Source organism: Shewanella submarina (assembly GCF_042646185.1).
GTDB lineage: Bacteria > Pseudomonadota > Gammaproteobacteria > Enterobacterales > Shewanellaceae > Shewanella > Shewanella corallii.
On record NZ_JBHRTD010000018.1, the window covers coordinates 949,441 to 963,808 of the forward strand.

Annotated in this window: 17 protein-coding genes; 10 read left to right on the plus strand and 7 right to left on the minus strand. The window is 49.0% G+C overall.

The genetic code is table 11. The annotated features are described in order from the left end of the window. Positions 1–200: 200 nt before the first annotated feature. A complete protein-coding gene (gene queF / locus ACFOE0_RS21250; RefSeq protein ID WP_248934539.1) occupies positions 201–1,058 on the minus strand; it encodes an NADPH-dependent 7-cyano-7-deazaguanine reductase QueF in 858 nt (285 codons plus the stop codon). 60 nt (positions 1,059–1,118) lie between these two features. On the opposite strand from queF, the gene syd reads away from it, so the two are divergent. Then, the gene (gene syd, locus ACFOE0_RS21255) at positions 1,119–1,766 is read left to right on the plus strand and encodes a SecY-interacting protein (protein WP_248934540.1); all 648 of its coding nucleotides are present in this window, start codon (positions 1,119–1,121) and stop codon (positions 1,764–1,766) included. A 62-nt stretch (positions 1,767–1,828) separates the two neighbouring features. Here syd and ACFOE0_RS21260 read toward each other — a convergent pair whose 3' ends face one another. After that, positions 1,829–3,025, minus strand: coding sequence for a hypothetical protein (locus ACFOE0_RS21260; protein ID WP_248934541.1), 1,197 nt, complete (start codon positions 3,023–3,025; stop codon positions 1,829–1,831). Positions 3,026–3,317: 292 nt separating this feature from the next. Between ACFOE0_RS21260 and ACFOE0_RS21265 the strand changes: the two genes are divergently transcribed. Further along, on the plus strand, positions 3,318–4,148 hold the full coding sequence (locus tag ACFOE0_RS21265) for a pirin family protein (RefSeq protein ID WP_248934542.1): 831 nt from the start codon (positions 3,318–3,320) through the stop codon (positions 4,146–4,148). Positions 4,149–4,204: 56 nt separating this feature from the next. Here the strand turns inward: ACFOE0_RS21265 and ACFOE0_RS21270 are convergent, their stop codons facing one another. Together ACFOE0_RS21270 and ACFOE0_RS21275 are read right to left on the minus strand one after the other, a co-directional pair. Then, on the minus strand, positions 4,205–4,978 hold the full coding sequence (locus tag ACFOE0_RS21270; protein WP_248934543.1) for a Zn-ribbon-containing protein: 774 nt from the start codon (positions 4,976–4,978) through the stop codon (positions 4,205–4,207). After that, positions 4,978–5,295 (minus strand): hypothetical protein, encoded by a 318-nt coding sequence (locus tag ACFOE0_RS21275; protein WP_248934544.1) that lies wholly within the window; start codon positions 5,293–5,295, stop codon positions 4,978–4,980. Before ACFOE0_RS21275 ends, ACFOE0_RS21270 begins: the two co-directional genes overlap by 1 nt. A 129-nt stretch (positions 5,296–5,424) precedes the next feature. Here ACFOE0_RS21275 and ACFOE0_RS21280 point away from each other — a divergent pair, with 129 nt between their 5' ends. Together ACFOE0_RS21280 and ACFOE0_RS21285 are read left to right on the plus strand one after the other, a co-directional pair. Next, on the plus strand, positions 5,425–5,799 hold the full coding sequence (locus tag ACFOE0_RS21280; protein ID WP_248934545.1) for a DUF3192 domain-containing protein: 375 nt from the start codon (positions 5,425–5,427) through the stop codon (positions 5,797–5,799). A gap of 17 nt (positions 5,800–5,816) precedes the next feature. After that, positions 5,817–6,203, plus strand: a complete 387-nt coding sequence (locus ACFOE0_RS21285; protein WP_248934546.1) for a DUF3192 domain-containing protein — start codon at positions 5,817–5,819, stop codon at positions 6,201–6,203. Between the two features lie 51 nt (positions 6,204–6,254). Here the strand turns inward: ACFOE0_RS21285 and ACFOE0_RS21290 are convergent, their stop codons facing one another. After that, positions 6,255–6,488: a DUF2789 family protein gene (locus ACFOE0_RS21290; protein ID WP_248934547.1), complete on the minus strand. Its 234-nt coding sequence runs from the start codon at positions 6,486–6,488 to the stop codon at positions 6,255–6,257. Between the two features lie 127 nt (positions 6,489–6,615). Here ACFOE0_RS21290 and ACFOE0_RS21295 point away from each other — a divergent pair, with 127 nt between their 5' ends. After that, positions 6,616–7,254: a GNAT family N-acetyltransferase gene (locus ACFOE0_RS21295; protein WP_115135187.1), complete on the plus strand. Its 639-nt coding sequence runs from the start codon at positions 6,616–6,618 to the stop codon at positions 7,252–7,254. After that, positions 7,247–7,567, plus strand: coding sequence for a DUF962 domain-containing protein (locus tag ACFOE0_RS21300; protein WP_248934548.1), 321 nt, complete (start codon positions 7,247–7,249; stop codon positions 7,565–7,567). The genes ACFOE0_RS21295 and ACFOE0_RS21300 overlap by 8 nt, the downstream gene beginning before the upstream one ends. 1,551 nt (positions 7,568–9,118) lie before the next feature. Here the strand turns inward: ACFOE0_RS21300 and ACFOE0_RS21305 are convergent. Together ACFOE0_RS21305 and ACFOE0_RS21310 are read right to left on the minus strand one after the other, a co-directional pair. Then, complete coding sequence (locus tag ACFOE0_RS21305) at positions 9,119–9,508, minus strand: DUF3301 domain-containing protein (protein ID WP_248934549.1); 390 nt, start codon at positions 9,506–9,508, stop codon at positions 9,119–9,121. After that, a complete protein-coding gene (locus ACFOE0_RS21310; RefSeq protein WP_248934550.1) occupies positions 9,505–10,515 on the minus strand; it encodes a DUF3549 family protein in 1,011 nt (336 codons plus the stop codon). The genes ACFOE0_RS21305 and ACFOE0_RS21310 overlap by 4 nt, the downstream gene beginning before the upstream one ends. 178 nt (positions 10,516–10,693) lie before the next feature. Here ACFOE0_RS21310 and ACFOE0_RS21315 point away from each other — a divergent pair, with 178 nt between their 5' ends. From ACFOE0_RS21315 to ACFOE0_RS21330, 4 genes are all read left to right on the plus strand, one after another. Then, positions 10,694–11,014, plus strand: a complete 321-nt coding sequence (locus tag ACFOE0_RS21315) for a YqcC family protein (RefSeq protein WP_248934551.1) — start codon at positions 10,694–10,696, stop codon at positions 11,012–11,014. Continuing rightward, positions 11,001–11,795 (plus strand): tRNA pseudouridine(65) synthase TruC, encoded by a 795-nt coding sequence (truC, locus tag ACFOE0_RS21320; protein WP_248934552.1) that lies wholly within the window; start codon positions 11,001–11,003, stop codon positions 11,793–11,795. Before ACFOE0_RS21315 ends, truC begins: the two co-directional genes overlap by 14 nt. 248 nt (positions 11,796–12,043) lie before the next feature. Next, positions 12,044–12,493, plus strand: coding sequence for a flavodoxin (locus ACFOE0_RS21325; protein WP_248934553.1), 450 nt, complete (start codon positions 12,044–12,046; stop codon positions 12,491–12,493). A 100-nt stretch (positions 12,494–12,593) separates the two neighbouring features. Beyond that, positions 12,594–14,357, plus strand: a complete 1,764-nt coding sequence (locus tag ACFOE0_RS21330; RefSeq protein WP_248934554.1) for an HD domain-containing phosphohydrolase — start codon at positions 12,594–12,596, stop codon at positions 14,355–14,357. The last annotated feature ends 11 nt before the right edge of the window (positions 14,358–14,368 follow it).

A 14,368-nucleotide genomic window follows, 5' to 3' on the forward strand; every position in this document is an offset into this window, starting at 1 on the left:
TGGGGGGATAGGATGAGTGTTGGCTTTGTTGCTTTAGTAAAGGTTGATCTAAAACAAGTTGTTACCAGAAAGATTATTTTGGTTAACAAAGTGAGATCTTTGTCAATGCCGCGTATCTATAAAGTGGTATATATTGCATGGGTAAATGTTGATAAGAAAACAGCCCCGACTGAATCGGGGCTGTTTTGTGATGCTACAGGCTACTGTCTGGCCAGTCGCTGGCTTTCTGGCGGGTGTTCAAAATCACTACGGAATGGGTTGATATCCAGACCACCTCGACGGGTATATCTGGCATAAACCGTTAATTTGCTGCATTGGCAAAAGCGCTTGAGGTCCGTAAAAATCCGCTCGACACACTGCTCATGAAACTCATTGTGCTGACGGAAAGAGATCAGATAGCGCAGCAGTTTTTCCCTGTCTATTTTGGCCCCCTGATAACGGATCATCACGCTGCCCCAATCAGGCTGTGAAGTGATCAGGCAGTTGGACTTAAGCAGATTGGAGTTCAGTGTTTCTGCCACAATTTGCTTGTCATCTGTGCTGTTTTCCAGATGTTCCGGACGAAACTCAAAGTCTTCCACTTCGATATCCAGATCGTCGATACAGTGTCCAGGCAGTTCGACCACACGTTGATGACAAAACTGTTTGGGTTCGATGATTTCAACTCTGACTTCACCTTCAGCACAACGGCTCAAATCGTCAGTAAGTAACTGCTTGAGAGATTCCACTGATTCAACCCGAGTCTGGTTGAAACTGTTCAGATACAGCTTGAATGACTTGGATTCGACCAGGTTTTTGCTGTCGTGATTCAGGAAAAACTCGGCAATGGCGACCATAGGTTTGCCTTTGGCATTCAGCCAGGACAACTCATAGCCGGTCCAGATATCTACGCCGTGGAATGGTAAGGGGTCGGTAAGATTGATGGCGTCGCGGTTCAGGGTACGGGGAACACCCTGCAACAAAGAAGGGTCATACTCTGACTTATAGTCTGTGGCTTTACCCAGAGTCAGCCCATTCAGCTCATCGGCATGCTGATAAGGGTCGTGATGCTGTGTCATCTAAAATCATTCCATGTCAAAATTAAGCCTGAATTATACCTCAAATTGGGATCTGCTTAAGTGTCTTGTTTGCCTGCATTGGAAAGCTTTCTGAATCTGTATGTTACCGCCTATCAATCCAAGCTGGATGAGTATCCACGTTATTTTCCCCAGGGAGAATCTTCCCCCTGTGTGGTCAGTGGTGACGTAACCTCTGGCAGTGCTGTACAGTGGCAGCCGGTTGCCCGGCAGAGCAAAGGGAATTTTGCCAATGTGGAGCAGGCACTGGATATTCAACTGCACGGGGATATTAATGATTTTTTCGGTGGCTTCTGGATGGCGCCGACTCTGTTTTCATCCCCTTTTGGCGAAGGTGAGCTGACCGGGGTGTGGAATCAGGAGGATTTTGAATACCTGCAGCAGAACATCATAGGTCACCTTATGATGAAGCAGAAACTCAAGCAGCCCCCTACCTGGTTTATTGGTTTGCTGGATGAAGGCGAAAGGATGCTGACGGTGAACAACCACGATGGCAGTGTTTGGAGTGAAGTGCCCGGTGAAGAGCAGGGCGAAAAGCTGGCTGGCAGCATTGCGGAATTTATCTCTCAGTTGAGCCCCAGAGTAGCACCGCCGGTTAAACATGAAGAACTGCCTATGCCGCAACTGGAACACCCGGGCATTATCTGCCGCCTGAAAATCATGTGGAATAACCTGCGGGGCAGGAGTTAACCTGATATTCGTAGTAAAAAGCGCACCCTGGGTGCGCTTTTTTATTTGTTGGCTGTAGGGAATTAATCAATTTTCCAGGCTCTGTTATCCGGCCAGTCCGGCAGTGCCGATTTAGCCGCTTTGAGTGAGAGCGTTTGCCAGCTGGCTGAATGCTCTGCATCAGGTGTACCCACCCCGAGACTGTTTAGATAGGCAAGGCTAAGACGCTGCTGCTCAGATAAAGGCAGGTTCAAATCGGAAACCGAAATGAAGTAGATATCTTCTGCCGGATTGATTGATTTTCCTGGCGCTTTGCCTGGATGTTCGGTAACTGCTCTTAGCTCCTCTGCGGAAACATTATAGTGCTTAAGGTAATAGCCCTGCGCGAGTAGCGGGTAAACCTGGAACAGATCCTCTTTTGTCGTCATAAATGGCGAGTTGATGGTGTCCAGCAACTCTTGGATGTGCTCATCAGTGGCGGGCTTTAACACATTCACTATAAGGCTTGGAGCCTCCGAAGGTGGCAAAGCATCGCCACCGTTGCTGGGTTGGGCTGGTGGATAATAGTGTCCCAACAATAATTGTTGTTCTGAATCATTCCACTGAAGCAATAGCTTGTAGCCTATATCTGAGTCTTGCTGGAGAAAAGCCCGGGTCTCGTCCACTGGATCACCCAGCAGGGGCCCAACAATATGCTGGTTACCGTAAAAGGAGGTCAGATTGGGCAAGAGTGTGGCACTCAAGGTTTCGTCACTATTGGTCAGTATTGCAAACCCCCCAGCTGATGCTGCCACTGAATCCAGCTTGCTTTGCAGCTCCTCCAGCAAGTTGCTGGAGGAGCGGGCAGTTTGTTGCTCCTGATACTGCTGGCTTATAAGGCCTTCGTTGAATTGCTCCATATCCTGCTGCCATTGATGTTGCCTCCAGATGGGCACCAGGATTGTGGTCAGGACCAACAATAGAAAAATAGTCAGCAGCCATTTTTGTCGGCGTTTTCTCTTTTCCACATAGTCGATGACATCTGCTTCAGACAGTTTTTGGATGTCAAACTCATACTCTCCGTCAGGGGGAAGCAGAAACACACCGGGAGCGATAAAAGGTGCGTAGATTTCGGGCTTGCCCGGAAAACGAACTATCACATAAGCAAGTTCCAGCTGAACATGAGTGCCTCCTTCTGTCGCCAGTAATGTGTGTTCCCATTCTCCATGAACATCCGGGTTATACAGGCGGGCATCTCCTGGCATTAAACTGGTTATCAGGGGGATGAGGTGCTCATGCATAGGTGTTTGGTTCCTTGTTCTAATCATGTCTGATTGCGTCATTCATGGAGTAAAACTCCAATAAAGCTTCAACAGTCAGTCTTTTGTTTTGGTTTTGTTAACAAGCGGAGGTTACGGAAATACTCTGACAAGGGTCAAGTCACAATATGGACGTTTTAGCTGAATAGACTGTTTTTGGCGATTGGCTCAATTTATATTCGATTTAACCGAATGCTTGCGACTGATAATGCCAATAGCAACCTCTTGCCTGAGTTTTTACACTGATATCAATTACAGATTTTGGAGTTTTAGGATGAAAGTAATCAGTGAACTACGCAGTCATGCAGCAAGGGATGGTGACGGAGTAAACATCTTCAGAGTCGCTGACTTCAGCGGTCGTATGTTCGATCCGTTTCTGATGATTGATGAGCTTAAGTCGGATGAGGAGTCTGATTTTATCGGTGGATTTCCGCCTCATCCCCATCGCGGGATTGAGACTTTTACCTATATCATCAAAGGTGGGTTTGAACACAAAGATCAGATGGGAAATCGTAAAGTCATCAGCGGCGGAGATGTCCAGTGGATGAGCACAGGTTTTGGTGTTATCCACTCTGAGATGCCGGTAGCTGATAATGAAGGCATGCATGGTTTTCAGATCTGGGTGAATATGGCTGCCGCGGATAAATTGAGGCCTGCAAGGTATCAGGATTCTGTGGCGACAGGTTTACCTGTGCTGGAGAATACCAGTGGCGCCAGTTTGAAGGTACTGGCTGGTAACTGGGTGCTGGCCGACCAATCCGCTGCGTCCCCTGTTGGGCCATTGGCATCCGATGCCGCTGTGGCGGATATCAGACTGAGTGCCGGAGGCACAGCTCAGATTGAGCGTACACAATATGAGAAGCTGTTTGTTTATATCCACACCGGACGCATCAATGGTTATTCAGCCGGACAAGCTTTACTGCTGGATCCCCAGCAAGCTATAGAGATGCACGCCGATGTAGAGAGTGGCGCCCTGATTTTCTCTGGGACACCATTGAGAGAGCCAGTTGCGCACATGGGGCCCTTTGTAATGAATACTCAGGAACAGCTGCATCAAGCTGTGATGGACTATCAAGCCGGGAGGTTTGGTGCGATAGATCTTTAGCTCCCAGTGAAGTTATTTTTGATTGGAATAAATAACCGGGCGTGAGCCCAGTTATCTCACTGATGGTCCCAGGATAGGTTGGAAACGATACGGCAGGACTCACAGCGGAAATGGAACATATCCAGCAGTGGCTCTTCCAGTTTCCAGTCATGGCTGCCACATCTGGGACAGGGACGATTGTTTTCAGCTTCTTTATTCTCGCCACCGACCCGATACAGATAGTAATAGGTGGGGATTTGGGTCAGATACTCGATACGACCACGCAGATCCCATCCGCGACGAAACAGGTCACTGGACGGCGAGCTTATCTCTTCCAGTGCTGCAAATTCCGCTTTGGTGGCTGCCGCCATCTGCAGTTCATCACAGGCTTGCCATTCAGTTTGCCAGCGAATGACCCGTTTGTGGTCGCCATTAAAGGTGGCAGGAATACGATATAGCGGGATAGGCAGCAGGTTATCGCCACTACGCAGAGGAGAGCACATATGCACATAGCTGGTGTACAGCACTTGCCAGTCGCTAAATTCAGTGGCGCTCACTTCAGAGTTGATATCCTGACCAATAAGCTTTTCTCTGGGAGCCAGGATCTTGGCTTCCGTCAGTTCTTTCAGCGCCATCTTAACCCAGGTGCTGTTGAAGCTGTAATGCAGGCTCTCTTTTTCCGGGAGCATTAAACGTACTCTGAACTCACCTTCATTAAAGGCCACAGCAAATTCTCTGCCCAGCACCTGACCATTGGCCCGGTAGGCTTCCAGCAGATTGTTGATCGCCTTTTCTGCTGCGGTAATTGTGGTATCGGCAAAACACTCGAAACGCAGTTCAGTCACAAACATCAGTGATTACGCTCCAGCTCGGCCACTCTTTGAGCCAGCTCATTGTAGGCTGACTCCAGCTTTTTCACCTGTTCGCGCAGCTGAACCAGCTCCGATTGTTCTTCATTCTGCTCCGCAGCTGCATTTGGCTGCATAGGAACCTGAGGAACAAGTGCGGCCAACTCTTCTGCTGAAAGTGATTTAAATCTCTGTAAGCCTTGAATTAACACTGGCATAGGGACTGATTTAAGTTTGGCTTTCAACAAAGCAATGCTGGGCTGCTTACCTGCAAGTTGCAAACTGCGGGCAAGGGCCAAGACTTGGTCTATTTGGCTCATGAGTGGTGATATTTCCCAAGCTGGATTGTGCTTTTGGATAAATGTCCAATAAAAACATGGGTTTAATTATTGGCGCGGTTTATGCTTATGCCTTCACCGATAATTAAACAACAGATAGAGGACGTTTAAATGAAAGCCAAGTTTATTCCATTGTTGCTTGCTGGGGTAGTGAGTCTTGGACTTAGCGGTTGTGTTATCAATGTCGGAGAAGATGGACATGATAACGATTGGGGCGGCAGCAGCTGGAAAAGTGAAGAAAACCGCAACCGGGAACTGATCTCAAATCTGACTCCGGGCGTGGCCATTGAAGAGATCAAAACACGCTTGGGGACGGCCGATTTTTCAGAGGCATACAGCAAGGATAATGGACTGGTTGAAGTGTTGTTTTATCGCACCCAGCGTGTCCACGGCGATGGCAAAACCAGCAAAGATGAATGTACGGCTCTGGTATTTAAACAGGGCAAGCTGGTGGGATGGGGCGACAGGGCTTACAACAGCATCTAACAGATAGGGAAACGCATATGAGGACAAAGTTAATACTGCCTTTGGCCATGGCATCGCTGCTCACTGCAGGGCTCAGTGGTTGTATGGTTGTTGTCGATAAAGATGGAACAGATTTTTCAGTCGGTAACAGCTGGAACAGTGACTGGGAAAAAGCTGAGAAACGTAATCGCGCGAACATTGCACAATTGCAGCCTGGTGACAGCCTGGAGCAGGTTCGATCCCGCATGGGGGTAGCGGACTTCAGTGAGGGATTCAGTCGTGATGGAGTGGAGATGGTGGTCTTGTATTACCGCACTCAACGAACTGCTGAAGATGGTAAAACCAGCCGCGACGAGTGTACGCCCCTGCTGTTTAAGCAAGGGCAACTGATCGGTTGGGGTGAGCAGTCACTTCAACAGATCTGATTAACCAAAAGCCCTGAGTGATTCAGGGCTTTCTTGTTTACGCGGCAAGGTTCACTCTCTATGGAGTCTGGCATCCAGCTGATCCAATAATTCGGTCCAGTTGTTATCAAGTGACATGGCTTCCTTAATAAATGCCCGCTGGCTATCACTCCAAAATTTCGCATCGCTGATACAGGTATTGGGTTCAATACTGTGGGCTCCAATAAATGACTCTATAGCTTCGTCGCTGTCAGCCAGCCCAAGCTGGGCAAACAGGTGGCTGAGATCTGATGGGGTTGTATCCATACCTGACTCCCTTAGGTGATTTCTATTGCTTAAGCATCCGTCATACTCAAAAAAATGCAATGGTGCTTAACACTGAGGAATTTCCCTGATAGGTTAATTTTTTGTGATCTTGAAGGGGGAATCATTAATGGAAACGCCAGCTTGTGACAACTATCGCGCTGTTTATCTGACGGCAGAAGATTTGCGAATTGCCGCATCGATTATCTACAACGCGTACCATGATGATCCCTTTTTTAAAGATGCACTGTTCAAAGGTGATATGCACCAGTATGAACAAAAACTGCGCGCTGCCATACGTGAGGAGTTGAATGACCTGTGGCAACAGGAACAGACTCTGGTCGGCCTGTTTGAAGATGACAGATTGGTTGGGGTTGTGTGCGTGTTTTCTCAGCAGGCGGGGGTTGGAGAGGGACGTTACTGGAACTGGCGTCTTAAGATGATGTTGAGCACAGGTTGGCAATCCACCCAGGCATTAATGAATAAAGAGAGCAGCATTCTTGAACATTTGCCCGGTAAGAATTGTGCCGTCATCCAATTTGTGTGCGTCGCCCCCTTTGAGCAGAAAAAAGGTTTAGGAGCAAAATTGCTGGATGCAGTCACCAGTTGGTGTGATGAGCAGCCGGAATTGGATGGAATAGGTGTGTTTGTGTCACAGGAGTCCCACGCGCATCTGTTCAACCGTCACGGTTTTATCCCTTTAGCCAGCCTGAATATCGGCAATGTTTCCGGTGAACTGATGTTTTATGAGAGTCAAAGAGATGAATAAGCCGGTATTTGACTCCTTTTGGGACTTCTACCCCTACTATCTCAAAGAGCACAGTCACAGTGTGTGCCGCAGGCTGCACTTTGTTGGAAGTGCTTTAGTCCTGATTGAATTAGCCTGGATTGTTTTAACCGCAAACTGGGGCTGGTTATGGCTTTTACCAGTCACAGGTTATGGGTTTGCCTGGGTTGGACACTTCTTTTTTGAAAAGAATAAACCCGCGACTTTTCAATATCCTTTATATTCTTTGATGGGCGACTGGGTGATGTTCTGGCAAATGTTGACCGGGCGCACAAAAAAAATTCGTGGGGAGTGAGGCAATTTGCTTTTTGCTTTGTGAGAGATCTCTTACAAGGACGTAGGAAAAAAGATTGGAAAAGCTCGGGTTACAGCTGTCTTGCAATTAAAAAGTCTTAATAAACAGCTTGATAGGTTTTGCTTTAAATATCCTCCAATCTAACTGCTGATTTAATCGCCATCAGCAATTTTCCGGTCTGTATACACTTAAGTGGTAGCCAACAAGACAGGATGTCGCGGTCAGGGAAGGACATGAAGTCGTGTTACAGTCACAGGACAGACTGAAACATACCCAAAATCAGCAATAATTGGCTTACACACCCGCAAGGATGATATGGAAAGGCACAGGATGGTGCAATCCCTTGGGAAAAGGGCAAAGGATTAAAGGATAACGGGTCTGAACGGATTTTGACTCGAACGGCAGGAAGCTGAATCGTTTCAGGAAGGAACGATGTTACCCGGACAGGTAAGCGAATGGACTCAGTACGTAAGTACATGGACATCATGGATGCAGGGAAGATGCTAAGGACGCATTTGCAGACGCAAGGATGGTGCAGGGAGCACGAGAAATAGCTGGACGGCTTACGAGAAAGATGAGGGGGCGCGTTATTCAACGCGCCCCTTTCTCATTTCTATCGTCTGTTAAAGGAGTGATAGCATATTGGCTGGCCTGGGCGGTAATGCTCAAATCCTGTGCAACACAGCATTTTTGCCGCTAATACGAACATCCCAACGACCAGTTAAAAGTTTAAGGATTAAAGCTCATCCCTCCTCACTCCCCAGCTCCCTGAACCCCAGATTTCACACTGATCCTGCCAGTTCCCGTTTCCTGCGCTGAAATGCCTTACTGATTTTGTCGCCATCACAGATTTAGCGTTAAATCTCATTAACCTATGGCCGCAATTATTGTTAACCAAGAGGCCTTGCCCGGGCTGCTATTTTCAATATCACCCGCTGATTTGTAAGACATTTCCCACAAAGATGTAGGAAGTTTGGTTTAGTTCTTGTTAGGTATGGCTGTCGGCGGGAGAGTAACTTATTTAAAAACAAATGGTTAAGTTTTTTGTTTGGTGTGGGTGCTCAGAACTTCACCGGGTATTAAGCGATGGCGAACGGCAAATCTTTTGGCGTTTACGTAAACTTAAGTCATCACAGGATGTGAGCTGCAACAGGAAGTTGTCTGGCAGGAAGCCAATAACTCACGGAATGAGACTGAGCAGGAAGCTCAGGTAGCCAACGGACAGGCGAATCCAGGATGGATAATCACTTGCACCGGATGGCAGCAAAGGAATGTGTGGAGAGATTCCCTTCAGGATGAAGGTTGTCTTGGCAAGGATGACAGTGGACACGCTCAAGGAAGCAGCAAGCCTGGAACATGGAGTGACAGGGCCTCAGGGACGAACAGTACGAAAGTACATGGAACATCAGGGAAAGACAGGGACGACGCAAGGAGCATTGTCAGTCGCAAGGATGGAGCAGGGAGCACAAACTTAGCAGGATGGCTAACAAAAAGACATAGGGCGCAGCCTTTCGGGTTGCGCCCTTTTCTTATTCAGCAACTTATTTGTGGTTATCTACAGCGGCCAGAGTTGCAGTTGCCACGACTGCCACAGCTACCACCAATACTACCTCGTGTTTGGGGCGCCTGGTGCCACTCAGGCTCAGGGAATATCGGCCATTCAATCCTGGTCACCCGATTACCATGCATATTGATATGAGCACGGTACTGATTCAGACCGTCGGTACTGAATTCCAGCATGAATCTGGCCTTCCAGCACAGGCCTGTGTGGCCGCCCAAACTGGGACGAGCAGATTCCATCGCCACGGACAGCAATTGGACTCGCTGCTTTTGGCATTCAATTTCAGCGAAACGTCGGCTTTGTTCAGCCATTTGGCGAAGTTGCCAGAAGAAGGCTGCTACTACCAGCAACCCCAGTATTATCAACAGATCTGTCATCATGTCCTTGTTGCTCTGAACAAACCGCCTATGGCGGCAGAAAGCTGAGGGCTGCGGTCGGGATTTCGGATGGTACCCAACATCTCAGTACGCAGCGCCGGAATAGAGACGATATCAGCAAATATCTGATTGAAAAAGTGCTGCTCCTGCAATGCCAGCGCTTCAAAGTAAATTGTGCGAGCCTGCTCCTGTTTCAATGCCAGCCAATTTCGGGCGGCGATCGTCAGCAGCGCATCGGCATCCAGCATACCTTGCTGCTCCAGCCAGATAATAGCCTGTGCCGATTCCTCGGGGCGGGAAGCCAATGCCCGCAGTAACATCAGCCGCAGTTCAGGTGACGATTTAAGCTTTTGCAGCACTTCTGCCGCCAGAGTGTCGGGTAAATAGACATGCTCCAGGCACTGACACATTGCCACGACCGCTTCATCAGCACCCTGTTGCAGACCCTGGCTGATAGCCTGAAGGTGGTCGAGATCTGTGAGTCTGATACAAATATCGGCCAGCCCCTGAAACCCAAGCTGTTGCCATTGTTGCGCAGGTATCTGGCCTGTGAGGTACTGCATGGCAAACTCATATTGAGAAGATGCCTGTTGTCCCAATTGTTTACGAACAAGTGCATTAAAGACCGCCAGTTTTTCCTGGCCGGGCTTAAACGCAAATGGGTGATTACCCATCTGCTGCTGTTGATCTTCGGACAGGGCCTGGGTGAGATCCTGTCCCAGTGCTTCCAATACCATTTTAATAAATTGAGTTCTGGCGGCAGGGTTAAGCAGCCCCTGTTCGTCCAAAGGCAGTTTCAAGAACCACACAAACTCCTGCTTGTGTTGATTCCAGAACACAACGGCAAACTGTGCATGTCCCTGAATCGGATAGGGGTAGGGGGTCGTCATAGCCTCAATCTGATGGAATGCCATCATATCGATATGCTGAACCCGGCGTCCCAAATCATAAATCTGGAATTGACTGTTGGCGGCGCCGAGCAGATCGCCCAGAGTGTTGAGTTCTGTCATTAACTGACCTTGATTTATTAGTTTTCCAATGGTGCGGGATTATAGCGGTTTCAATGGGGTATGAAAGGGGGCGGACCGGCTAATGACCCGAAATTGGTCATGGGCGAGAAATGCAATGGGCCGGAGGATGTTGATGGTATGATTAGCAACATCTGTTGGTATTGGATTTAAGTTACTTATGCTGCATCAAGCTACCCGCGAGTATTTGTTGCAATTGGAGTCGGAGCTGAAGCGTCAGTCTCTGTGGGCGAGTGAAGCCCCTTCGCCTGAATCTTTGGCCAGCACAGCCCCCTTTGCGGTTGACACCCTGGCATTCGAACACTGGTTACAGTTTATTTTTATCCCGCGAATGCAAGCGTTGCTGGATACTGAAGCTCAGTTGCCAGCCAATATTGCTGTGGCGCCAATGGCGCATCATGTTTGGCAGGACAATGCCGAGCGAATTCACCTTATCCGTATATTGAATGATTTGGACACACTGTTGAATGAACCCAGATAGTTTGTTGCCTGAAGAGCTGCCGGCACCTGAAATAACCCTGCTGTATGAAGATGAACATCTGGTGGCGATTCATAAACCAGCAGGACTTTTGGTCCATCGCACTTATCTGGCCCGTAAAGAGAAGTACTTTGCTATGCAGATGACCCGGGACCTGGTGGGTTGTCATGTTTTTCCGGTACATCGTCTGGACCGGCCTACTTCCGGCGTGCTGCTGATGGCAAAAAGTAGCGAGGTTGCCAATCTATTGTGTCAGCAATTTACTGAGCATTCGGTTCGTAAGCGCTATTTGGCCCTGGTGCGCGGTAATATGCATGAGAATGGCGAGTTGGATTATCCGTTGCGGGAAGAGCTGGATAAGATTGCCGATAAGTTTGCTGATCAGGAGAAAGAGGCGCAGAGTGCAGTTACCTTGTATCAGCCCTTATTGAATGCGGAAATTCCTTTTAGCTCAGGTCGTTACCCCACAAGTCGATTTGCGCTAATGGCGCTTGAACCATTAACCGGGCGTAAACATCAATTACGGCGGCATATGGCGCATTTGCGTCACCCTATTATTGGCGATACCACCCATGGGGATGGTAAACAGAACAAGTTCTTTCGGGAGCACTTTGCATTAAACCGCCTGTGGCTGATCGCCAAGCAGCTTAGCTTTACCCATCCGGTAACCGGCGAGGCAATGCAAATCGAAGCCGAACTTGAGCCTGAATGGCTGACGGTATTTGAAGGTCTTGGCTGGGATGATGACGCGTTATCCCAAACCCCATCACTTCTGGTTGTCTGAAGCCTTTAGTTCCGGCTGGAGCTCTTGCGTCGACTGAGTCAACTCCTGAGACATAAACTCCCGGTACCGGAAGTAACAGCTGCGTCTGTTGTGAGCGGACCTGTGCATTTGCTTAAGGTGGCGCATACGGGTAAGACGTTTGGCGTGTCGCATAGCTGTTCTCTGTTTTGGTGTGTCTTCAAGCTATTGACCTGACTGGTAAAGAATCACTACTCTGGGCAGGTCAAATTTTGGGAAGGGAGTATACCATGACACGCATCAATTTGCTCTACGGGACTGTATACGGAAGTGCTCAATCTGTTGCCGAGGAGTTGGCTGACACCCTGTCATCCAAAGGTGGCGATATTAAACTGTGGCAACCTGCAGAGTTGGATGGTTTTGTTCCGGCTCAGGATGAGCTGCTATTGGTGGTGACCTCCACCACAGGTCAGGGCGATCTGCCTGATGATATCGCTCCCTGGTATTTCGCGGTAAAGGACAGTGCTCCCTACTTGCCTGAGCTGCGCTACGCAGTCGTTGGATTGGGCGACTCAAGCTACGATAATTTTTGTGGTGCTGGCCGACAGGTAGATGAGTTACTGCAGGAGTTAGGCGCCAAGCCGATTGCACCTTTACTGGCGATTGATGCCATGGAAACCATGGAGCCTGAAGCAGACGCAGTTAAGTGGGTCGACAGCTGGTATCCACTAAAGGACTGACCACGGCTATCTGGGTTTTAAATCTGAAGTTAACAGTTGCTCATATCAGCTATGTAAATTAATCTACTGTTATATAAAGATTTATTGGAAGTCGTCTTTCATGGAAGAAGCATTGAATGCAGCTGGCTTCAGGTTGTATAAGCCAGCGATCCCCGTGCCTGCTGCTGAGGGACTTGTTGACCCAAATTGGTCAATTATCAAAGGTAACAGCAGGCTGGCAAGGCTGCTGAATACTTCAGAGGCGCAGCTACACCAGGAATCTTTGCTGACATTTTTCCCCGGTTTGGATCAGCGGCTGCAGCAAACTCCCGAAGATGCCAACTACTTCACTCTGCAATGGTCGGACAGACACCTTTTTCATTTTTGTCGTCAGGGCGAAAACCTGCATTTCCTGTTGCACAGCGAGGGAGAGCCGGGTGTGAAGGAACAGTGCCGACGTTGCCGGGTGTTCACCCCCAAATTACCCGAACCTCATGATATAGAGCAGGAGTGTATACGACTCCTGGGGCAACTGATGTCCCGTATGGAAGTGCCGTTCAGCTACTTTCATCTGGTGGAAGAGGCTACGCTCGAGTTTACCCCTACCTATTGGCTGGGGAATGGTGATGGTTTTTCCTGTGTCGATAGATGGCGGAAAGGGGAGGCGCTGAGCATAGCGGAATTCCCCTGCCAGCTAATCGATGCCGAGGCACAAAAGCATCCTTGTCCTGCCGGTGGCTGTCGCGACAGTCTGGGTGCGTTCTGGTGGTTTGAGCCTGTCCGCTACAATGGTCAAACTGTTGCTGTTATTGGTGGTGCTGCATTTGAATCCATTAAGGGGGACAGGCGGGCACTGCTGCAGCGTTATGGCCTGCTGATTTGGTTAATTCGTCAGGTACCTCAATTGGAGGCTCAGCTAGCCGATAAAAACGCCCGGGTAGAGGCATTGGAAACCGGAAACCACCAGATGTTCCGGCAGCTGATTAATGTGGTGTCAGAGGCCCTTGAGCTTAAGGACGCCTATACAGCCAATCATCAAAGATCTGTCGCGGAGCTGGCCGTGGGAATCGGACGACGGTTGGGATACGATGCTCATCGTCTTGAAGGCGTTCGCCTCGGCGCTCTGGTTCACGATATAGGCAAGCTGGCAATTCCCAATCAGATACTGTCAAAGCCGGGACGTTTGACCGAGCAGGAGTATGCTTTGGTGCAGACCCATCCGGTCAGAGGCGCCAATATTATCGGTGACGTGGCTTTCCCCTGGCCAATAAAACAGATGATTTTGCAGCACCATGAGCGGCTTGATGGCTCTGGTTACCCCTATGGTCTGAAAGGAGAACAGATCCTTGAGGAGGCTCAAATCCTTGCGGTAGCGGATATTGCCGACTCCATGTTAAGTCACCGGCCTTATCGTCCTGCACTGGGGTTATCGGCCCTGACTAAGGTGCTGATGGATCAGCGAGGCAGCTGTCTCAGGGCTGATATTGTAGATTTGTGTCTTGATGAGTTATCTCACAGCCAAAGAAGAGTCAGTTATGTCAGCGAATTGCCGTTGCGACCTGTCATCTGCTTTTGCGTTAATGATGAGCTGCCAGTGCTCGAGCTGCTCAATATGCTGAAACAGAATGAAGAGCCTTATGTTGCCCTGCACAATGGCCACTGGCTGGGGGTATGGGATGTCAGAATGTTGAAGCGTCATCTTAAGCTCACATCAGAGATGGTAGAGCTTGATTACGCTCAGACAGAGCAGTTGACTCTGAGTTCAGACACTCCACTGGATGAAGGGATTAAAATTCTGAGTGAGGAAGATCACCCCATGTTGATTGTCGACAAGGACAATAACGCCATCGGGGTACTCGACTGGAAAGCGATTGCACAGCACTGATAGCTGACAGC